This window comes from Azorhizobium sp. AG788, assembly GCF_943371865.1.
Lineage (GTDB): Bacteria > Pseudomonadota > Alphaproteobacteria > Rhizobiales > Xanthobacteraceae > Azorhizobium.
In genome coordinates, this window is record NZ_CALRWL010000015.1 from 19,169 (window position 1) to 40,050 (window position 20,882).

General features: G+C 68.1%; 19 protein-coding genes and 2 pseudogenes. 4 read left to right on the forward strand and 17 right to left on the reverse strand.

The genetic code is table 11. The features are described from left to right. Positions 1 to 68: 68 nt before the first annotated feature. The 9 genes from AAG816_RS10965 to AAG816_RS11005 all read right to left on the reverse strand — a co-directional run bounded on the left by AAG816_RS10965 (position 69) and on the right by AAG816_RS11005 (position 9,513). Positions 69 to 1,646, reverse strand: a complete 1,578-nt coding sequence (locus AAG816_RS10965) for an ATP-binding cassette domain-containing protein (protein ID WP_341989654.1) — start codon at positions 1,644 to 1,646, stop codon at positions 69 to 71. Between the two features lie 106 nt (positions 1,647 to 1,752). Continuing rightward, positions 1,753 to 2,667 (reverse strand): SDR family oxidoreductase, encoded by a 915-nt coding sequence (locus tag AAG816_RS10970; protein ID WP_341989655.1) that lies wholly within the window; start codon positions 2,665 to 2,667, stop codon positions 1,753 to 1,755. After that, a complete protein-coding gene (locus AAG816_RS10975) occupies positions 2,667 to 4,178 on the reverse strand; it encodes a tripartite tricarboxylate transporter permease (protein WP_341989656.1) in 1,512 nt (503 codons plus the stop codon). The genes AAG816_RS10970 and AAG816_RS10975 overlap by 1 nt, the downstream gene beginning before the upstream one ends. Then, entirely contained in the window at positions 4,175 to 4,639 is a 465-nt protein-coding gene (locus AAG816_RS10980; protein WP_341989657.1) for a tripartite tricarboxylate transporter TctB family protein, read from the reverse strand. Before AAG816_RS10980 ends, AAG816_RS10975 begins: the two co-directional genes overlap by 4 nt. 106 nt (positions 4,640 to 4,745) lie before the next feature. Continuing rightward, positions 4,746 to 5,741: a tripartite tricarboxylate transporter substrate binding protein gene (locus tag AAG816_RS10985; protein ID WP_341989658.1), complete on the reverse strand. Its 996-nt coding sequence runs from the start codon at positions 5,739 to 5,741 to the stop codon at positions 4,746 to 4,748. A 42-nt stretch (positions 5,742 to 5,783) separates the two neighbouring features. Next, positions 5,784 to 6,497, reverse strand: a complete 714-nt coding sequence (locus AAG816_RS10990; protein ID WP_341989659.1) for an SDR family oxidoreductase — start codon at positions 6,495 to 6,497, stop codon at positions 5,784 to 5,786. A gap of 3 nt (positions 6,498 to 6,500) precedes the next feature. Next, entirely contained in the window at positions 6,501 to 7,295 is a 795-nt protein-coding gene (locus AAG816_RS10995) for a citryl-CoA lyase (protein WP_341989660.1), read from the reverse strand. Continuing rightward, positions 7,292 to 8,818, reverse strand: a complete 1,527-nt coding sequence (locus tag AAG816_RS11000) for an AMP-binding protein (protein ID WP_341989661.1) — start codon at positions 8,816 to 8,818, stop codon at positions 7,292 to 7,294. Before AAG816_RS11000 ends, AAG816_RS10995 begins: the two co-directional genes overlap by 4 nt. After that, positions 8,818 to 9,513: an IclR family transcriptional regulator C-terminal domain-containing protein gene (locus AAG816_RS11005; protein ID WP_341989662.1), complete on the reverse strand. Its 696-nt coding sequence runs from the start codon at positions 9,511 to 9,513 to the stop codon at positions 8,818 to 8,820. The genes AAG816_RS11000 and AAG816_RS11005 overlap by 1 nt, the downstream gene beginning before the upstream one ends. A 31-nt stretch (positions 9,514 to 9,544) precedes the next feature. Between AAG816_RS11005 and AAG816_RS11010 the strand changes: the two genes are divergently transcribed. Together AAG816_RS11010 and AAG816_RS11015 are read left to right on the forward strand one after the other, a co-directional pair. Next, complete coding sequence (locus AAG816_RS11010) at positions 9,545 to 9,976, forward strand: hypothetical protein (protein WP_341989663.1); 432 nt, start codon at positions 9,545 to 9,547, stop codon at positions 9,974 to 9,976. 84 nt (positions 9,977 to 10,060) lie between these two features. Next, positions 10,061 to 10,420: pseudogene (locus tag AAG816_RS11015) on the forward strand (hypothetical protein); the annotation flags it as partial. Positions 10,421 to 10,504: 84 nt separating this feature from the next. Here AAG816_RS11015 and AAG816_RS11020 read toward each other — a convergent pair. The 5 genes from AAG816_RS11020 to AAG816_RS11040 form a co-directional block, all read right to left on the reverse strand. After that, complete coding sequence (locus AAG816_RS11020; RefSeq protein ID WP_341989664.1) at positions 10,505 to 11,302, reverse strand: ABC transporter ATP-binding protein; 798 nt, start codon at positions 11,300 to 11,302, stop codon at positions 10,505 to 10,507. Then, a complete protein-coding gene (locus tag AAG816_RS11025; protein ID WP_341989665.1) occupies positions 11,299 to 12,093 on the reverse strand; it encodes an ABC transporter permease in 795 nt (264 codons plus the stop codon). The genes AAG816_RS11020 and AAG816_RS11025 overlap by 4 nt, the downstream gene beginning before the upstream one ends. After that, positions 12,090 to 13,508, reverse strand: a complete 1,419-nt coding sequence (locus tag AAG816_RS11030) for a dihydroorotase family protein (RefSeq protein WP_341989666.1) — start codon at positions 13,506 to 13,508, stop codon at positions 12,090 to 12,092. The genes AAG816_RS11025 and AAG816_RS11030 overlap by 4 nt, the downstream gene beginning before the upstream one ends. A gap of 28 nt (positions 13,509 to 13,536) precedes the next feature. Continuing rightward, complete coding sequence (locus AAG816_RS11035; RefSeq protein ID WP_341989667.1) at positions 13,537 to 14,658, reverse strand: GTP-binding protein; 1,122 nt, start codon at positions 14,656 to 14,658, stop codon at positions 13,537 to 13,539. Positions 14,659 to 14,801: 143 nt separating this feature from the next. Next, positions 14,802 to 15,779, reverse strand: a complete 978-nt coding sequence (locus tag AAG816_RS11040) for an ABC transporter substrate-binding protein (protein WP_341989668.1) — start codon at positions 15,777 to 15,779, stop codon at positions 14,802 to 14,804. A gap of 152 nt (positions 15,780 to 15,931) precedes the next feature. Here AAG816_RS11040 and AAG816_RS11045 point away from each other — a divergent pair, with 152 nt between their 5' ends. Then, positions 15,932 to 16,693 carry an IclR family transcriptional regulator C-terminal domain-containing protein gene (locus tag AAG816_RS11045; protein WP_341989669.1) on the forward strand — a complete coding sequence of 254 codons (762 nt, stop codon included), beginning with the start codon at positions 15,932 to 15,934 and terminating at the stop codon, positions 16,691 to 16,693. Positions 16,694 to 16,709: 16 nt separating this feature from the next. Then, a pseudogene (locus tag AAG816_RS11050) lies at positions 16,710 to 17,009 on the forward strand (hydantoinase B/oxoprolinase family protein); the annotation flags it as partial. A 93-nt stretch (positions 17,010 to 17,102) separates the two neighbouring features. Here the strand turns inward: AAG816_RS11050 and AAG816_RS11055 are convergent. The 3 genes from AAG816_RS11055 to AAG816_RS11065 are packed head-to-tail and all read right to left on the reverse strand — an operon-like array spanning position 17,103 to position 20,876. Continuing rightward, complete coding sequence (locus AAG816_RS11055; protein WP_341989670.1) at positions 17,103 to 17,666, reverse strand: sarcosine oxidase subunit gamma family protein; 564 nt, start codon at positions 17,664 to 17,666, stop codon at positions 17,103 to 17,105. Further along, positions 17,659 to 20,598, reverse strand: a complete 2,940-nt coding sequence (locus AAG816_RS11060; protein ID WP_341989671.1) for a sarcosine oxidase subunit alpha family protein — start codon at positions 20,596 to 20,598, stop codon at positions 17,659 to 17,661. The genes AAG816_RS11055 and AAG816_RS11060 overlap by 8 nt, the downstream gene beginning before the upstream one ends. Then, a complete protein-coding gene (locus AAG816_RS11065) occupies positions 20,598 to 20,876 on the reverse strand; it encodes a sarcosine oxidase subunit delta (protein WP_341989672.1) in 279 nt (92 codons plus the stop codon). The genes AAG816_RS11060 and AAG816_RS11065 overlap by 1 nt, the downstream gene beginning before the upstream one ends. Positions 20,877 to 20,882: the final 6 nt, after the last annotated feature.

Here is a 20,882-nt window from a genome sequence, read left to right on the forward strand (position 1 = left end):
CGCACCACCGGGCCGGTTCAGGGGTGGCGAAGCGAGAAGCGCCACCCCTTGCTCCCGGCCGGCATGGCTCAGGCCTCAAGCACCAGGTCGGAGGTGGGCACCGCCTGGCAGGTGAGGCACGTGCCGGGATCGATCTCTGCACTGGCGATGAGATGGTCCAGCGTGCCGGAGATGACGCTGACCATGCAGCTTTCGCATTGTCCGACGCGGCAACCGCTGGCCAGGGTAAGGCCCGCGCGTGTGGCCAGGGTCAGCAGGGAGCCGTCGGGGGGTGCCCAGGTGAGGGTGACGCCGGAGCGGGCGAACGTGACCCGGTGCGTCGCCGAGCCATCCAGGACCTTGGGCGCGGAAGAGGTGAAGCGCTCCTGGAAAATCTCGAACGGCGGCACCCCGCGCCGCGTCAACACCGCGATTGTCTCCGTCGTCATGGCGTCCCCCGCGCAGACGTAGAAGCGGGGGCGCTGCGCGAGAAGGTCATCGGGGATCAGGTCCGCATGGAAGCGACCTTCGCCGTCACAGACATCACCGGGGCGGGGTCGGCTGTAATGGGTGATCAGCTGGACGCCGGGCACCTGCCGGGCCAGGGCCTGCAGCCGGTCGGCGAAGGGATGGCTGCTCCCGTCCCGGCAGGCATGATGCAGGATGACCCGCGGTCCGCCACCGCGCGTCGCCAGGGTCTCCAGATAGGAGAGAAAGGGTGTGATGCCGATGCCGGCGGCAATCAGCACCACCGGAAACGCATTCTCCAATGGCATCCGGAAACTGCCAGATGGGGCGCTCAGTTCGACCCGCGCGCCCACCCTCAGCCCTGTCACCGCCGGGGACACCGCTCCGCCCTCCAGCCGGCGCACGGCGATGGTGTAGTCACGGGGCTGTGCCTCTGCCGCCCCGGTGAGCGAATAGGAGCGGTGGCTACCGTCGATCGATACGGTCACGGACTGGCCAGGATGAAACGGCGGGAGCGCAGCCCCATCCAGCGGGGCGAGGCGCAGCGCCACCACCTCCGCCGTTTCGGCCCGACGCGCCATCACGGTGAAGGTCCGGATGGTGCGGCCTTGGCCGGCTTCCCGGATGAGCTGGGTGACCCGGCCGATGTCCTCGCGCCCGAGGCCCGCCATGGGCTCGTCCAGCAGCAGCACCTCGGGATCGAGAGCCAGGGTGGTGGCCAGCTCCAGCACGCGCTTGCGGCCATAGGAGAGGTTTGCGGCGCGGGTCTGCGCATAGGGGGTAAGGCCGAAGCGGTGGATCAGTTCGTCGGCCGGCGCGCCGATGGCCGGATGCCGTGCCACCGAGCCGAGAAAACTCCAGCCGCGGCCGCTTTTGCGCAGCAGCGCCAGTTCCACATTCTCGCGCACCGAGAGACCGGCGAACACGGCGGAAATCTGGAACGAGCGCACCACGCCGCGCCGCGCCATGGCCGGCGGCTTGAGCCGGGTGACGTCCTCGCCCCGGTGGGTGATGCGGCCCGCGCTCGGCGCCAGGAATTTGGTCAGGAGATTGAACAGCGTGGACTTGCCGGCGCCATTGGGCCCGATGACAGCCTGAATGGCGCCTTCGCGCAGATCGAAATCCACGTTCGAAACGGCCTTGAACCCACCGAAGTCCCGGACGGCATTGCCCTCGTCCTGGCTTCGGACGAGAGCCACTATATCAGCGGGCAGATCATCGGCCTCAATGCCGGGGCGCACGACAACGGAGTGCGGCGCGGCCCGGCGCGATGGCGCTGCAATTCCTTGTTGATCTTGCCCCGTCTCAATCGGCGAGGGGCTGGCGGGTGGTGGCGGCAAGGCCGCCGTCCACCAGGAGCTCGGTGCCGGTGATGTAGGCGGCGCGGTCGGAGGCCAGGAACAGCGCCGCCTCGGCGACGTCGAAGGCGGTGCCCATCCGCCCCAGCGGGCATTGGCCGGCGCGCAGGGCCTTCATCCGGTCGAGATCGGCCGCGCCATAGGCGCCCGCCACCGTCTTCTCGATGCGCGGCGTATCGATGAGGCCGGGAATGATGGTGTTGGCGCGGATGCCATACGGCGCGTTCTCCACCGCCAGCAGCCGCAGATACTGGATCACCGCCGCCTTGGTAGTGCCGTAGGCGAGGTGCGGATAGCCCACGTCCCGCAGCCCGGCGATGGAGGAGGTGGCGAGGATGACGCCGCGCCCCTGCGCCCGCATGGCCGGCAGCACCGTGGCGGCGGCCAGATGCAAAGCGGTGAGGTTGGCATCGCAGATGCGGCGCCAGTCGGCCGGTGAAGTTTCGCCGGACGGGCCGGCCTTGCCGATGCCGACATTGAAATAGAGCACGTCGATCCGCCCGTGCCGGGCGATGACGGCATCGAGGGTCCCGGCCAGGGCGGCGTCGTCGGTCACGTCGAGCGCGATCGCCTCCGCCGGCGTCGCGGCCTGCCGGGCGTCGCCCTTCCGGGTGCCGCCCTCCCGTATGTCGCTCTCTTGGGCGATGAGGCGGCAGGTCTCCTGCGCCGAGGAGAGGTCGCGGTCGGCCACCACCACCGTGGCGCCGGCCTGGGCGAACAGCAGCGACACCGCCTTGCCGATGCCCCAGCCGGGGCCGATGGAGCCGCCGCCCAGCACCACGGCGATGCGGCCCTCCAGGTCCCGTGCGTAGCCGCTTCGGCGCTCGGGCGCGGCCTGCTCCGGATGTGGGGTGCTGAGCATCAGTTTTCCTCTTCCGCGAAGGCGACGTCGCGCTTGCGGCGCAGGGAGGGCAGGGCCAGCATCACCAGGGTGATGGCCAAGGCGATGAGAATGGTCAGGCTGATCGGCCGCTCGACGAAGGTGAGCAGGCTGCCGCGTGAGAGCATGAGGGCACGGCGCAGGTTCTCCTCCAGCATCGGCCCCAGCACGAAGCCCAGCAGCAGCGGCGCCGGCTCGCAGCCGAGCTTGATGAGCAGGTAGCCGATGGCGCCGAACGCCACCATCACCAGCACGTCGAAGCCGGAATTGTTCAGGCTGTAGGCGCCGATGGCGCAGAACAGCAGCACCGCCGGGAACAGATATTCATAGCGCACCCGCAAGAGCTTCACCCACAGGCCGATGAGCGGCAGATTGATGATGACCAGCATGATGTTGCCGATCCACATGGAGGAGATCAGCCCCCAGAACAGCGCCGGCTGCTGCTTGAGCATCATCGGGCCGGGCTGGACGCCCTGGATGATGAAGGCGCCCACCAGCAGCGCCATCACCGCATTGGTGGGCAGGCCGAGGGTGAGCAGCGGCACGAAGGAGGTCTGCGCCGCCGCATTGTTCGCGCTCTCCGGCCCCGCCACGCCTTCAATGGCGCCCTTGCCGAAGCGGCTGGGATTGGCGGCGACCTTCTTCTCCAGGCTGTAGGAGGCAAAGGAGGCGAGCGTCGCGCCGCCGCCGGGCAGCACGCCGAGAAGGCTGCCGATGCCGGTGCCGCGCAGGATGGCGGGCCAGGAGCGCCGCATGTCGTCGCGGGTCGGCCACAGGCTGGAAATCGGCCGCACCGTGCCCACGTCCGCGCCCTGGTTCTCCAGGTTGCGCAGGATCTCCGCCACGCCGAACAGGCCCATGGCCAGCGGCACGAAATTGATCCCCTCCGCCAGCTCCATCAGCCCGAAGGTGAAGCGGAACTGGCCGGTATTGATGTCGACGCCGATGACGCCGAGGGCGACGCCCGCCACCACCATGGTCACCGATTTCAGCACCGAGCCGTGGGCGAGGACGATGGACACCAGCAGGCCGAACAGGATCAGCGAGAAATAGTCCGCCGCCTCGAACGACAGCGCGGCCCGCGTCATGATCGGCCCGAAGGCGGCGAGCACCAGGGTCGCCACGCTGCCGCCGAACAGCGAGCCGATGGCGGCGATGGCGAGCGCGGCGCCGGCGCGGCCCTGCTTGGCCATCTGGTGGCCGTCCAGGGTGGTGACCACGCTGGAGGTCTCGCCCGGCAGGTTCAGCAGGATGGCGGTGGTGGAGCCGCCATATTGAGCACCGTAATAGATGCCCGCCAGCATGATGATGGAGGCTTCCGTGGGCAGCCCGAAGGTGAGCGGCAGCAGCAGCGCCATGGTGGCGGTGGGGCCGACGCCGGGCAGCACGCCGATCAGCGTGCCGAGCAGCGCGCCGATGAAGCAGAAGGCCAGATTCATGGGCTGCACGGCGACGCCGAGCCCCATGGCGATGTTTCCGAACAGATCGATCATGGCGTGAGGTCCGGCCATGTGGGGATGAGGATGCCGAGGCCGAGCAGGAACACCACCCAGCAGAAGCCGGCGAGGACGAGCGCGAGGCCGAGGCGCGAGAGCAGGGACAGGCCCGGCACCGCCGCGGTGGCCACCAGGACCAGGGCCATGCAGGACAGGATGAAGCCGAGCGTCTGCGCCACCAGCGCGAACAGCACGAGGCCGCCGAGCACCAGCGCGAACGGGCGCCAGGCCCAGCCGGTAATGCCGGGCCCGGCGACCAGCAGGCCCTTCAGCAGGATGGCGGCCCCGAGCGCGGCCAGCACCCCGAACACCAAAGCGGGAAAATAGCCCGGCCCCATCTGCAGCGCGGTGCCCATGGGATAGGAAAAGCTGCCGAACACCCCGACCACGCCGGCGGCGAGGAAGATCGCGCCGGCGATGATGTCCTGGCTTGAGTGCTTGATGCCGAATGGCGTCATGGTGAGGCTTCCGGTCTGAGGGGATGCGGGCCGCCGCGCCACTGCGGCGGCGGCCCCAGGCCAGGGTCCGCGCGGGTGCGGGCGCCGCGCGGACCGGTGGACGGCGCTACTGCTTGGGCACACCCGCCTGGTCGATCACGCGCTTCCACTTCGCCAGCTCGGCATCCACGTGGCGGGCGAGCTCCTCCGGCGTGCCGCCGCCGACGACGGCGCCGCTGTCGTTCAGGAACTTGATCATCTCGGGCTTCTTCAGCAGCTCGTTGGTGGCGGCGTTGACGCGCGCGACCACCTCCTTGGGCGTTCCGGCGGGCGCGAACAGGCCGAACCAGGAGGTAGCCTCGAAGTTGGACAGATCGACGCTCTTGGCCGCTTCCGCCACGGTGGGAATGTTCGGCGCCTGGGGCGAGCGCTGGAGGGTGGTGATGGCCAGCGCCTTGAGGTCGCCGCTCAGCACGTACTGGTAGGCGGAGGGCATGTTGTCGAACATCAGCTGGGTCTGGCCGCCGATGACGGAGGTGATCGCCTGCGCGCTGCCGGGGAAGGGGATATGCGTCATCTGGATGCCGGTCCTGGCCTTGAACATCTCGCCCGACAGATGGGTGGAGGCGCCGATGCCGGACGAGGCGTAGTTCAGCTTGTCCGGATTGGCCTTTGCATAGGCGATCAGCTCGTCCACGCTGTTGACCGGCAAGTTCTTGTTGACCACCAGAATATTGGGAATGGCGTCCAGATAGACGATCGGGACGAAGCTCTTGATCGGATCGTATTTCAGCGTGGTGTAGAGGTTGGGCGCGATGCCGTGGGAGGACACCTGCCCGAGGAACAGCGTGTAGCCGTCCGGCTTGGCGTTGGCCGCCAGCGTGGTGCCCAGCGTCGCGCCGGCGCCGGGCCGGTTGTCGACGATCACCGTCTTGCCCAGGATCGTGGTGAGCCCTTCGGCCACCTTGCGGGCGAGGATGTCGGTGGCGCCGCCGGCCGAATAGGGAACGATGATGGTGATGTTGCGCAGCGGCCAATTGGTTTCGGCCGCGGCGGCGCCGGCGCCGACCATGAGGCCGGTGGCGAGCGCCGCTGCGAAGACGGACTTGAGGCGTCGGAACATGGTTTCCTCCCGTGGATCGATCTTGTTTTTTTGCTCGGTTGATCAGGCGGCGCCGATGGTCATGCCCCCGCACACGTAGAGCACCTGGCCGGTGACGAAGCCGGCCCGGTCCGAGGCGAAGAAGGCGACGGCCTCGGCCACGTCCTCGGGGGTGCCGAGGCGGCCCACCGGCACCTTGGCGACGATGGCCTGGGTGCGCGGGGAATCGGCTGGGTTCACGGCCTCGAACAGGCTGGTGCGGATCGGGCCGGGGCCGACCGCGTTGACCGTGATGCCGTGGGCGCCGAGTTCGAGCGCCCAGGTGCGGGTCATGCCGTGCAGGCCGGCCTTGGTGGCGGCGTAGGCGGTGCGCAGCGCCTTGCCCAGCGCCACGCGGCTGGAGATGTTGACGATGCGGCCGCGCCCGGCGGCCTTCATCGCCGGCAGCACCGCTTGCGCGCACAGGATCGGCGCCTTGAGGTTGATCGCCGCCACCTGGTCGAGGCTGTCGAGCGTGGTCTCCTCCAGGCTCGCCGGCTGGACGATGCCCGCGTTGTTGACGAGGCGCGTGACCGCGCGCCCGCTCACCGCCTCTGCCAGCGCGGCGGCAGTGGCCGCCGCGTCGGACAGGTCCACCGGGAGGAACAGCTCCAGGGCGTCATGTTCGGGCGGGACCATGTCCAGCACGATGACGCGGAAGCCGTCCTCGGTGAGGCGGCGGGAGATGGCGCCGCCGATATTGCGGCTGCCCCCCGTCACCAGCGCGAAGTCGCCCATGGCTCAGGCCTCGTAGGGGATGGTGTTGTCGACCAGATCCCAGATGAACCGTCCGGCGGGGCGCTGCTGCTCCTCGGCGATATGGGCCACCAGCCCGGCGGTGCGGCCGAGCACGGAAAAGCCGCGCATCAGCTCCACCGGAATCCCCATCTCGCCTAGCAGCGCCGAGACCGCGCCGGTGGCGTTGATGGTGATGTGCTTGCCGGCCTTCTCGTCCACCACCTGCGCCAGCAGGCCCAGCGCGGCCACATGGCGCCCGGCCAGTCCGTTCTCGGCGCCGATCTCCAGAAGGCGGATGGCGCGCGGATCGTCCGGCCGGTGCAGATGGTGGCCGAAGCCGGGCAGGTGGGCGCGGCGCGCCTTGTGGTCGGCGACGATCTCTTCGGCCAGCGCCCGCTGCCCGCCCTCCGGCGCGGCGACGATCTTGTCGAGCAGGCGGGCATTGTTCTCCACCGTGCCCACGAACTGGCTGCCCACCGCCATCAGGCCGGCGGCCACCGCCCCCTGAAGATTCTCCGGCGCGCTCATATAGATGGAGCGGGTGGCGATGGCGCTGGGGGTGAGGCCATGCTCCATCATGGTGATGAGGATGGCGTTCATCACCCGCCGCTCGCCGCCCGAGATCTCCCGGCCGAGGATGTGCGCCATGGCCTCGCTGACGAAATCCGGCGATGAGCCGGGTTTCAATATGTCCTCCACCAGGTTCTTTTCCCGGTAGAAGATGGCGTCCGTGGTGTGGTGGCTGAGCGCCGTGGTGGGCGTCTTCATGCCGGATGTCTTGGGGGCGTTGGCGTTCATGAGCGGGCGTCCTCCTTCGCGGATGCGTGGGCGATGTGGTCGTCCACCAGCACCTGCTTCTGTAGTTTTCCGTAATTGTTGCGCGGCAGGCGCTCGTAGACGGCGATGGACTTGGGCGCCTTCACCGAGCCCAGCTTGTCCTTCACGAAGCGGATGATCTCGTCCGGGTCGGCCTGCGCGCCGTCGCGCAGCTCGACCGCGGCATGGACGGACTCGCCCCATTTGTCGTCGGGCACGCCGAACACCGCGCAGTCGGCCACCGCCGCGTGCTGGGCGATCACCGGCTCCACGTCGATGGGATAGACGTTGAAGCCGCCGGTGATGATGAGGTCCTTGGCCCGGCCCTTGATGTAGAGGAAGCCCTCGGCGTCGAACTGGCCGAGGTCGCCGGTGTGCAGCCAGCCATCGACCAGGGTTTCGGCGGTCTTGTCCGGCTGGCGCCAGTAGCCGCTCATCACCAGGTCGCCGCGGATGACGATCTCGCCATATTCGCCCTGCGGCAGCACATGGCCCGCCCCATCCATGATGGCGACGCGGGTGAGGATGGTCTCGCGGCCGACCGAGGCGCGCCGCTCCGGCCGGGTCATCTCCTGCGCCGAGATCATGGTGGCGATCTGCGGGGCTTCCGTCTGGCCGTAGGTGGAGGCGATGCGCGGGCCGAACACCGACTGGGCCTCGGCGATGGCGTCGGGGCGCATGGGGGCCGAGCCGTAGACCAGGTTGCGCAGGTGGGCGTAATCGGCGGCGCGGGCGGCGGGCAGCTGCATCATCATGTAGATGACGGTGGGCGGCAGGAAGGTGGTGGCGATGCGCTCCTCGGCGAGGCAGCGCAGGGTGTCCTCCGGGCGCGGCTGGTCCAGCAGCACCAGCGTGCCGCCGGTGCCCAGCGTCGGCAGGATATAGGTGGAGGTGCCGTGGGTGATGGGCGCCGCCGCCAGCATCCGGTCGCCCTCCGTCAGCCCCCAGGCCAGCACCTGGGTGGCGATGTTGGTGTTCCACGAGCGGTAGGGCTGCATCACGCCCTTCGGCTTGCCGGTGGTGCCGCCGGTGAACTTGATGGCCTGGGTGTCGGTGAGCGGCAGCAGGTGCGGGCGGGGCGCTGCGCCCGCATGGGCGCGGGCGAGCGCGCCGGTGGTGCCGGCGCCGCCGTGCGGATCGGCGACGATGACCTGCGCTCCCGCACCCTCCACGAGATGGCGGGAATGGGCATCCACGATCACCAGGCTCATCTGGGTGAAGTCGATGCCCTGGCCGATCTCGGCGGCCTTGTTCTTGGGATAGAGCGGCACCCAGACCTTGCCGGCAGCGATCACCGCCAGCCAGGCCACCAGGTGTTCCACATGGTTGAAGCAGCAGATGCCGACGCGCGAACCGGGCGCGGGATCAAGCGCTTGCAGCCCCGCCGCAAGGGCCGAGGTGCGGGCCAGCAACTGGCCATAGGTGCAGCGCTCCGCGCCGAACTCCACGGCGATGCGGTCCGGCGCACGGGCGGCTTGGCGGTAGAACAGGTCGATAGGATACATCAGGCCACATCCAGGGTTTGAAAGCCGGCCGCGCGGACCGCTTGCGTCAGCACCAATGCGATCTCCCTCCGCCGGTCGGCGTGAAGGCGCGAGATGGTGTTGGTGACCGAAAGGGCGCAGACCACGGCGCCGTCCGAGAAGACGGGAATGGCCACGGCGCCGATGTCCGGAATGATCACCGCGTCATTCAGCACATAGCCGTCCCGGTGCAGGCCGGCGCAGGCCGCGCGCACGATGTCGGCGGTCAGGCGGCCGTACTTCAGGTAGCGCTCGCTCTCCTTGCGGATGATCGCCTCGCGCTCGGCCTCCGCGCGCACCGCCAGCAGGGCGAGGCTGGCGGCGCCGGCGCCGAGCGGGCGGCGGGCGCCCACCTTCAGCGTGTTCACCAGGATGTCCGACTGTCCTTCCACCAGATCGACGCACAGCGCCTCGCCGCGGGAGTCCACCGACATGCAGACGATGCCGCTGACCTCGGCCTGCGCGCGCTCCAGGATCGGCCGAAGTTTCTTGCGCAGGACGAGAAATTCCAGATCGTGCCCGGCGCGGGTGACGATTTCGTAGGGCATCAGCCCCAGGCAATAGCGCTTGGTGTAAGGGTCGAAATTGAGGAAATCTTCCTCGACCAAAGATGTCAGGAGGCGATGCGCGGTCGCGACATGTATATCGGCGCGCTTGGCGGCGGCACTCAAGGTCATCCCATTGTGTCCCCGCTCGGCGATAATCACCATGAGCGACAGGGCCTTGGAAAGTGACGATTTATTGCCGTCGGGAGACGGCTTTTCTGCCCTTGTCGGCAAGGGGCGCTCCCTCGGTGCTTCTTTATCGTTGCGTCCAAAAATAAAAAAGCTGGGGCGGCTGTCCATTCATTTTTTCAGTCTACGGAATTATGTTTCTCGCATATCGAGAAAGCGCCTGACGCGGGCCGGAAGTCGCGGGTCCCCGGCCAGCGATTGCAAAGTGCAACATCGCCGCATCATCCCTGCAAACCACCTGTCGCTGCATGAACCCGGTTCCGCGCCGCCGCGCCCGCTGAGGCGCCCGCGGGGCGAGAGAATGGGTTCGATCATGTGGAAGACGAGCGTTGCGGAGGCCGCGATCCTGGTCGCATCCGTGGTCGCGGCATCGGTCGCCGCCCACCTGCTGGATCGAGGTCACTGAGTGGGTGACCAGAGCCGGGTTGCCCGGGTCGCTGATCAGTCCGGCGATCTGGTCGACAATGCCGAGCCGCCGGTCGGCCAGGCCAACAGCGCCACCCACAAACACCCCAAGGTGCGCGAGTGGTTGGCCAGGCATCCAAGGCGGACCGTCCAGTTCACGCCGACCTTATGCTCCTGGCTCAACGCCGTCGAAGGCGACTTCGCCAAGCTCACCCGCCGCCGCCTCAAGCGCGGCGTCTTCAAGGGCGGCGTCGATCTCCAGGCGGCCAGCAACCGCTTCATGGGCGAGCACAGCCAGACTCCGACGCCTTTCGCCTGGCGCGCCGATCCAGAAGCCATCATCGCCGCTCGAAAGCGAGGGTTCCGAGCATTGGAGTCAATCCACGGGCGGGGGCAGGACTGCAACGCCGCATCGACGCGGTGTGCGCGATCGGGCGCGAGATGAAGTGCATGACGGCCGAACAGCGCCCCGCCATCCTCACAGCAGAGAGGCCGTCCGCGTTGCCTATCGGCGCGGACGCCTTTGGTATCAGGCTAAATTCTCCGCCACCGCTGTGCGCACCTCATGCTCGATGAGATGCCAGATGTGGTCCACGAGCGCCCCGAATTCGGCACTGCGCTTGACGTCCAGGGCGCGCGGGCGGGGTAGGGCGATGGGGATCTCTTCCCGCACCGAGCCGGGCCGGGCGCTGAACACCACCACCCGGTCGGACAGGAACACCGCCTCGTCGATCTGGTGGGTGATGAGCAGCACGGTGGTGCGGCTTTTCTGCCAGATGTTCAGCAGCTCACCCTGCATGATCTCGCGGGTCTGGGCATCAAGCGCAGCGAATGGCTCGTCCAGCAGCAGGATCTTGGGGTCCACCGCCAGCGCGCGGGCGACATTCACCCGCTGGCGCATGCCACCGGAGAGCTGGTGCGGATAATGCTGCTCGAAGCCCTTCAGCCCGGCCATCTCGATGAAGCGCTGGGCCACCGCATGGGCATCTCGCTTGCGGGCGCCGCCGATGACCAGGCCATAGGCGACATTGTCCAGGACGGTGTTCCAGGGCAGCAAGGCATCCTGCTGGAACACCATGGCGCGGTCGGCGCCGGGCCGGTTCACCGCCGCACCACCCACCCGTACCACGCCGGAGGAGGCGGGCAGCAGGCCGTCGATGATGCGCAGCAAGGTGGACTTGCCCGAGCCGGACGCCCCCACGATGGAGACGAACTCGCCTTCGCGGATGGTGAGGTTGATGTCCCGCAGCGCCTCCACCGTCGGCTTTCCGGGGCGGCCGAACACCTTGCTGATGCCTTGGATGGAAAGCGCGTCCGCGGCCATCATTCATGCCTCCATGGCGCCAGGCGGCGCTCCAGCCACTCGAAAAACAGGCTGCCCACAAGACCCAATGCGCCGAGCACGATCACATAGGCCAGCAATGTCGCGGTATCGAAGCTCTGGCCCGCGGCCAATATGGCGAAGCCGAAGCCGGCGAATGAGCCGAAGAATTCCGCCACGATGATCGCCACCAGCGCCCGCGCCCAGGCGACCCGGATGCCCGAGATGACAAATGGCAGCGCGAAGGGGAGCGTGACCGTGGTGAAGATCTGCCAGCGCGAGGCGTTGAACGAGCGCGACGCCTCGATGAGGATCTTGTCCGTGGCCTTCAGTCCCACTTCCGTGGTCACCAGAATCGGGAACACCGAGAAGATGGTGACGATGACGAACTTGGAGGCAAAGCCCAGCCCCAGCCAGGCGATAAACAAGGGCGCCAGCGCCACCACCGGCACCGAGTTGAGCGCCGTGAGCATGGGGCCGATGGTCAACGCCAGCAACCGGCTGGAGGCCAAGGCCAGGCCGATGGCCACCCCGATCACCACGGCGATGGGGAAGGCGGCGGCCACCGCACTGACGGTGGCGGCGGCATTGGTCCATAGGGCGCCACTGGCATTCTCCGAGCCCAGGGCGCGAAACACCTCCATGGGCGGCACCAACAGCAGCTTGTTGGTGACCACATAGGTGGCGAGCACCTCCCACAGCGCGAGCACGCAGGCGATGCTGATGGTCATGCGCAGCAGCGCCGCCGTGCGGGAAGACCCCTCGATAAAGTCCAGGAAGGGTCGCATGGCGCTCATTCCGCGGCGACCTTGGCGGCGGCCTTGGCGGCATGGCGGGCGGTGGAGACGGCCTGCTTGCCGTAGCCTTTCTCGCCCACCACTTTGCCGTCCAGATAGATGGTCTTGCCACGCAGGATGGTGCGCACCGGCTTGGCCTTGAAGGTGCGTCCCGCATAGGGCGTCCAGCCGGTGAGCGACAGCACGTCTGGATCGCGCACCTCATACTCCGCGTCCAGGTTCACCAGCACCAGATCGGCGTCGAAGCCGGGGCGGATTTCGCCCTTGCGGTCGAGGCGGAACAGGCGGGCTGGAGCGGTCGAGGTGGCTTCCACCACCCGCTCCAGCGGGATCCTGCCTTCCATGGCGGCGGTCAGGAACATGGAGAGATAGAATTGCGTGGACGGAGTGCCGGTGTGGGCCTTCCAGCCGTCGGTCCAGCCGATTTCCTTCTCTTCCTTCAGATGTGGCGCATGGTCGGTGGCGACGATGTCGATGGTACCGTCATTGAGCCCGGCCCACAGGCCCGGCACGTTCTTCTCCGGCACCCAATAGGACAGTGCATAGGAGCCCAGCCGCTGGATGGCGGACCATTCGCAACCCAGGAACAGCGCCCAGGGGTTGATCTCGCAGGTGACCTTCTGGCCGGCGGCCTTGGCTTCGCGGATCAGTTGTACCGAACCGGCGGTCTGGGTGTGGAGGATGTGCAGATGGCAGCCGGCGGCCTTCTGCAGACGCAGCAAGGTAGCGATGGCGGTTTCCCAGATCACGCCGTCATGGGCGGCATAGGCCTTGGCATAGGCCAGCGCATCGCGCTCGCCGCGCTCCCAGAATTCCTTCTCGATGACGTCCATCAGCGCCTGGTCGTGCGGATGGACCATCAGGGGCACGTCCTGTGCCGCACAGGCCGTCATGATCTCGAGGATGCGTCCATGGTCGTGTACGCCGATGCCCGGCATGTGCGGGTAGGAGCGCCCGGTATCCACCACCATGAAGAATTTGAACGCGGCAATGCCGGTCTCAGCCATGGCCGGCACTTCTTCCAGCACCGTGGGCGCCGGGTTGAAGTTCCAGTCCACCACCGCGTCACGCTCATAGATGGCGAACTGCTTGTCCAGCAGATCCTTGGAATTGGGCGGGGGTGTCACATTGGGCATGGCCACCGAAGTGGTGACGCCGCCAGCGGCGCACTGCCGCGTGGAGGTGTAGATGGTGTCCTTGTATTCGAAGCCCTTCTCCGAGCCCTCGCGGTGATGCGAATGCATGTCGATGACGCCGGGCAGGATGGCGAGGCCCTTGGCATCGATTACCTCTTTGGCGTCCGGCTCGGCGCCGGGCTCGAACAGCGCGGCGATGGCGCCGTCCTTGATGCCGATGGAGCCTTCAAACCGCCCGTCGGCGGTGATGATGAGGCCGTTCTTGATGATGGTGTCCATGGGGGTCTCCTGACGCGGCGGGCCGGGATCAGCCGGCGATGGCATGGGGAATGGGGCGGGTGCGGATGACGTCGAACACTTCCGTGACGAAGGCCCGCGACAGACCCTTGGTGATGAAGACGATGCGCGAGCGCTGCCCCCCCTCGGGCCAGGCGGCGAGCTCCGCCGGGGGGGAGAACAGGGTCTGCACCGCCTGGACCACGATCGGCTTGTCGCGGCCGACGATGCGCAGAATGCCCTTCACCCGCAGCAGGTCGGGGCCGTGCGCCACCACCAGGGCATCCAGCCAGGTGGCCACATGCTCCCAATGCAGCGGCTCGTCGAACAGCAGTGAGAACGAGCCGATGTCGGCGGAGTGGCGATTGGTGTCGTGAGGGTGGACGCCGTGGCTGTGAGAATGCCCGTGATCGTGGCCATGCCCGTGATCGCCGGCGGGGGCCCCGGCCGCGGCCTCGGCATCGGCGTCGGCCTCCGCCCGCAGCCATGCCATGACGTCGGCGGGCTTGGTGGCGGGGGCGTAGGGGTCGATGCCGTCCAGCAGCGCGGCGGACGGCGGCGCGGCGAGGCTCGCCAGATGCAGATGGGCGCCGGGGGCCAGTTCGTGCAGCCGGGCTTCAAGCGCCGGTAACGCGCGGGGCTTCAGGTCGGTCTTGGTGAGCACGATCTCATCGGCCACCGCCGCCTGCTTGCGGGCCTCCACATGCCGCTCCAGTGTCTCCAGGCCCTGCACGCCATCCACCACGGTGATGACGCGCCCCAGGCGGAAGGCCTGCGCCACAGGATGGGTGATGAGCGCTTGGATTACCGGGGCGGGGTCGGCCAGGCCCGTGGTCTCGATGAGCACCCGCGAGAAGCGGGAGACGAGGCCGCGCGCCCGCTTGTCGGCCAGGTCGCGCAGGGTGTCCACCAGATCACCGCGCACGGTGCAGCACAGGCAGCCGGTGGACAATTCGATGGTGTTGTCGCTGCTGGCGGCAATGAGGTCGTGATCGATGCCCACGTCGCCGAACTCGTTGACGATCACCGCCGCATCGGCCAGCGCCGGATCCCGCAACCAGCCATTGAGCAGGGTGGTCTTGCCGCTGCCCAGGAAGCCGGTGAGCAAAGTGATCGGGGTGCGGCTGTCGGAGGGGCGGATGGTGTCGGACATGAGCTGGCCTTCGGACATGACGGGGCCGGGCTCGCACGGGGGCGGGCTGGGCGGTCTGCGACAGGAGCGTTGGGGGTGGGCCGGCGCGCGCGGCGCCGGCAGCTGGGGGCGGGGCGGCGGGTCTGCCGCTGCGCACGCGGCGGCTATTTGCCGGCGATGAAGCTCGGGTCGTAGTAGCGGCTCAGCTCGAACGCCGGGGCAGCCAGTGCATCGGTGCCGTTCACGGCGGCGTCGATCTTGTAGAGATTTTCCAGGCCGGCGGCGGGCACCGAGAGATCGGCGGGGATGGCCTTCTGCTCGCCGACGATGAAGGCATAGCTGTCGGCGCAAACATCGCGGTCGGTTTTGGTGTAGCGCGCCAGAACCGAGATGGATTCGTCTTTATTTGCCGGATTGTTGATGAAGGCGGCGGCCTCCTTCAACGCCTGCGTCAGCGCCACGGCGGTCTCGCGGTTTGCCGTCGCCCAGGGCTTATTGAGCACCAGCGGAGTTTGCACATAAGGCTCGCGATAGACGTCCAGCAGATTGGCGCCTTCCCGCGCGGCGAGCGTGTCGAAGGGGGCGATAAGCAGGGCGCCGGCCACCTGGCCATTGCTCATGGCGATAATACGGTCGCGGGAATTTGCGATGGAGACCATCTGCACGCCCTTGGGGTCGACGCCCGCCAGCTTCAATTGGTATTTCAACAGGTCGGCGGTACCGCCCTTCACTGCGCCCGCAGTCAGCGGCTTGCCTGCGAGATCCTTCATGCTGGTCGCCGCCTTGGCGCCGTAGAGCCGCAGGATGGTCTTGTCCAGCACAGCGCCGGCGATGATGATGGGTGCGCCCTTATCGATGGCGCGCACCGCCAAGTCGCCGAGCCCAATGCCGGCGTCGGCGCTGCCGGAGGCGACCGCCTGCATGAGCGCCGGGCTGTCTGAGGCACGCAGCTCACGGATGGCCAGGTTGTGCTTGTCATAGAAGCCTTGCTGCTGGGCAATGGCGTGCAGCCATAGCAAGGCACTGGGCGCCAGCACTGCCAGCTTGACGTCGACTTTCTGCTCGGGAGGGGCGGCCATCGCTTGGGATAGGGGGGCAACGCCGATCACGGCGGCTACCAGCACAGCAAGAATCCGTTGCATCAGGAACTCCGGAAGCTGAAGGAGGTGCCGCTTTGTGGCGCGGCTTGATCTCAGCTAACCGCTGTTCAAAACTGAATTCAAGCGTTATTCTCAATATGTGGGATTTTTGTTAAATTCTCACATATTGATATATTGTATCTTTGGGGGGTCATGTGGCCAGTCGGATCCTGCAGGTCTTGGGTCTATTTCGTCTCGATCCTGGTCCGTGGACCGTCGAGGCCATCGCGCGGGAGATGGACGTCTCCCAAAGCTCCGCCTATCGGGATGTCCAGGAACTGTCCCGGTTCGGCTTCCTCGATCCGGTGACCGGCGCCGGATACGTGCTTGGTCCGGCTTTCATTGAGTATGATCGGCTGTCGCGGCAGGGAGATACCTTGCTGAAGGTGGCGGCGCCGGCCCTGCGCCATCTGTTGGAGACAACCACCCAGAGTGCGACCGCGATCATCTGCCGGCGCTATCGCGACATGGTCATGTGTGTCCACCAAGAGGCCGGCCTCTCGCCCCATCCATTCACCGCTTACGAGCGGGGCGTGGCCATGCCGCTATTTGCCGGGGCATCGTCCAAGGTGGTGCTGGCCCATCTGGACGACCGCTCGCTGAAGCGCATCTATCTGGATAATGCAGCAACCATCCGGGAGCGCCTTGGCTATGGCGACTGGAAGGCGTTCAAGGACCAACTGCGCGCCATTCGCAAGGCGGGCGTAGTGGAGACCGCGTCCGAAGTGGCGGAGGGAAGGGTGGGCATTGCGGCGCCGGTGTTCGCCGAAGGCCAAGTGGTCGCCGGAGTGAGCCTCGTATTCAATGCGGCAGACGTACCCATTGATGCGGTCCCCGGCTTTCGAGCCGCGGTGATGGCGGTGGGGGATGCAATCTCCCGCCGGATCGCCGAAGGCGGAACCTGGATCGCCCGATAGGCTCTATGACCAGCGCGACCTGAAGGCGCAGATCGCGGCGTCGGAGCGCGGTGTCTCGGAATTGCGCAGGATGATCGCCCATTTCGGGGCCGATGTGGTTGCGGCCTATTTGGGCCAGGTCCAGGACAATGCCGCCGAAAGCGTGCGGTGGGCGCTCGACACCCTGTCCGACTGCAGCTTCCAGGTAGAGCTGGAGCAGGGCAGCAGCATCAAGGCCCAGATCACCGTCGACCGGGAGCAGCGCGAGGCGGTGGTGGACTTCACCGGTACCTCGCCGCAGCGGGCCGACAATTTCAATGCGCTTGGACCGGTGACTCAGGATCGGGCGTCACGCGGAAGGCGAATAGGTCGGTCGCGCGCTTCCGGGCGGCGCGTCAGCCGTCCGTCCGCCGGGGCGATGGCATGCCGGTCAGGTGGGCGCGCCTGCCACCAGCGGCATGGTATGGGCGAACCAGGCGCGCAAATAGCTGGTGTAGGAGGCATCCGCCAGCAGCCGGAAGGCGTGCGCGCCGGAGCGATGCAGCAGCACATGGGCGCGGGACAATTGCACGCTCGCCGCGGTTCCCGGCGGGAAGCGGTCGAGAGCGAGGTCGATGGCGATGCCGCAATTGAGCAAGGCGTCAGCGCGTGGGCCGGACACCGCAAACCACACACGGCCGTCGCCCACGTCGTGCGCATGGACCAACTGGCCGGCCTGAAGAGCCTCCAGTTGCGCGCCCACCGCGCCCCGGTGCGCCGGCGCGCAGGCGACGAGCCAGCGGTTCGGGGCGATCAGGGTCATCCCCGGATCACCCCCCACCCATGGACCCGGGGCGGTGGGCCAGGCCAGGCCAGACAGGGGCGGCAGCACCGCGCCGGTGCGGGCCGCCACCAGAAAAACGCCGCCGGCTGGCGCCGTCTCCAGGCGGAGGCCTTGTGCCTCCCGGGTTTCGGGCTGCGTTTGCCAGTCCGGCGCGAAGGTCTGGTCAGGCACGCAGGCGCTCCCCCGACGGGTCATAGAAGACCGGCGCGCAGATGGTCGCCTGCAGCGTCGTGCCCGCGTGATAGACGCACAGCGTCTCGCCCATGCGGGCCCGTCCGCCGCGCACCAGTCCCAAGGCCACTGGGGCATTCAGCACCGGGCTGAAGCAGCTGGAGGTCACGCGGCCCTCCAGCGCCATCGGCGGGGCAAAGCTCGGGCCGGCATGAAGACATCCCCCGATGGGCAGGGGCGCGGCTCCGCCCGCCCGCAGCCCGACCAATTGGAAGCGATCGGGCGCCACCATGGCGGGGCGGGTGAGGGAGCGCCGGCCGACGAAATCGTCCGCCTTGCGGGCGAGCGCCGGGCCAAAGCCGATGTCGTCGGGACTGCTGGTGCCGTCGGTGTCGCTGCCCACATGCACATAGCCTTTTTCCAGACGCAGGCGCAGCCAGGCCTCCAGGCCCACGGGGGTGATGCCATACGCCTGCCCGGCTGCCATCAAGGCGCCCCAGACGGACGCGCCTTCGCTGGCCGGAACCTGCACTTCATATTGCAGTTCGCCGGAGAAGCTCACCCGCATCACCCGGGCGCGAACCCCGGCCACCTGCCCGTGCCGGGCGGTCATGTGCGGGAAGGCGGCGGTCTCCAGATCGATGTCTGTGCCTGCGGCGCGCAAGGTGTCGCGGGCGCGGGGGCCGGCGATGGCGAAGGCGGCCCAGGCGGTGGTGAGATCGAAGATCTCCACATCCAGCTCTGGATATTCGCACTGCCGCCATTCCTCCATCCAGGCGAGGATGCGCGGGGTGGCGCCGCTGGTGGGGCTCACCAGAAAGCGATCGGCGGCCAGGCGCACGCAGACGCCGTCGTCGATGATGATGCCGTTCTCGTTCAGCATCAGGCCGTAGCGGATCTGTCCGTCCTTCAGCTTCAGGATGTCGTTCGCATACAGGCGCTGAAGGAACAGGCCGGCGTCGCGCCCCTCCACGGCGATCTTGCCGATGGGCGAACTCTCGAACAGGCCCACGGCGGTGCGCACCGCGCTGTGCTCGCGCGTGGCCGCGGCGTCCCGGCTTTCGCTGGCGCGCTGATAATAGTCCGGCCGCTGCCAGCCGCCGAAATCGTCGAACACGGCGCCCAGATCCCGATGCACCCCGTGGGCCGGGACGGTGCGGCGCGGCGCATAGAGGTCCCCCACCGCTTCGGCGGCGAGCGCCCCCATGGCCACCGGCACATAGGGCGGCCGAAAGCGCGTGGTGCCCACCGCACCGGGCGGGCGGCCGGTCACCTGGCCGAGCAGGCCGAGCGCATTCACATTGCTGGTCTTGCCCTGGTCCGACGACATGCCGGTGGTGGTGTAGCGCTTCAAGTGCTCCACCGAGACCATGTTCTCGGACGCCGCCTGGGCCACGTCCTTATGGGTGACGTCGCTCTGGAAATCGATCCATTGGCGGCCTTTGACCTGGGGCGTGACCCAGAATGGCAGGGGCGGCGCGGGCGGGGGCTGGGGGATGGCCTGCGGCGCGGCGAGCGTGATCGGGGTGTCGCCGGAGCCGGCGGCGTGACCTTCGCGCAAAGCGGCGGCGAGGTCGAAGCAGCCATTGGCAGCGCCCACGGAACGCTCGTTCTGCACCGACACGTCGGGCCGGAAGCCTTGCAGGAGATCGTCCCAGCGCAGGCGTCCGCCGGATTGCGAGAACAGATGCGCCGTGGGCGACCAGCCGCCGGACATCGCCACGAAATCGCAGGCGATGGTTTCCTCGGCGCCGCCGGCGAGAGGCCGCACACGCACGCCTTTGACCCGATGCCGCCCTTGGGTGGCGACGATGGCTGTGCCGGTCAGGCACCGGATGCCTTTGGCCTCCAGCGCGCGAGCGGCCGGACCGGGCGCCGGGCGCACGTCCACCACCGCGGCGATGCGGATGCCGGCCGTCAGCAGGTCTTGGGCGGCGGCATAGGCGCTGTCGTTATTGGTGAAGAGCACGCCGCAGCGGCCGGGGGCGGCGGCATAGCGGACCGTGAACTGGCGTGCGGCGGAGGCCAGCATGATGCCCGGCCGGTCGTTGTCCGGAAAGGGCAGGGGGCGCTCCATGGCGCCGGTGGCCAGCACCACGCGTTTGGCCCGCACCTGCCACACCCGCTGGCGCGCCTTGCCCGCGCGTTGGGCGGGCGGCTCGTGGTCGGCGAGCCGCTCCACGGCCAGCAGGAAGTCGTGATCATAATAAGCCAGCACGCTGGTGCGCGGCAGCACCACGACGCCGGACGCGGCGAGCGCTGTGGCGGTCTGTGCCGCCCACACATCGCCGGGCTGCCCGTCCACGGTGGCAGCGTCCCACAGGAGCGAACCGCCGGGCTCGGTCTGGTCATCCATCAGCATGACGCGCGCGCCGGTGGCCGCGGCCGCCCGCGCCGCCGCCAGGCCCGCGGGACCGGCACCGACCACGAGCACGTCGCAGAAGGCGTAGCGCTTCAGGTAGAGGTCGTCGTCCGCCGCATTGGCCAGCCGGCCGAGACCGGCCGCGCGGCGGATCAGCCGCTCATAGAATGGCCAGCCGGGAAACCCCATGAAGGTCTTGTAGTAGAAACCAGCCGACAAGATCCGGCTCAAGCGATCCGCAACGGCGCCGAAGTCCCAGCGCAGCGAAGGCCAGCAGTTCACCGGCCGGGCCTCCAGCCCCTCATAGAGATCCTGGCGGGTCGCCTTGGCATTGGGATCCGCATGGCGGCCGGTGCCCACCTGCAGGATGGCATTGGGCTCATCATCGAACGCGCCCACGAGCCCACGCGGGCGGTGATATTTGACGCTGCGGCCCAGCAGCATCACGTCATTGGCCAGCAAAGCGGAGGCCAGCGTGTCGCCGGCAAAGCCGCTATAGGCGCGTCCGTCGAAGGTGAAGCGGAGCGGGCGGGTGCGATCGATGCGGCCGCCGGTGGGAAGGCGCGCCATCAGCCGGTCTCCGGCGCAGGGGCGCCCATCGGGTACACCGCCTTGAAGTCATGGGTGAGCGTGTCGCGCACCGCATTGAACCATTGCCCGCAGCCCCCGCCATGGCGCCAGCGCTCGCGGGCCAGCCCCTTGGGGTTGTCGCGATAGAACAGATACTGCGCCCATTCCGCGTCCGAGACGGCTTCCGGCGGGCCGGGACGGGCGATATGGGCCTGCCCCCCGCAGGAAAATTCCAGCTCGGGGCGCGGGCCGCAGAAGGGGCATGCGATCAGCAGCATAACCGG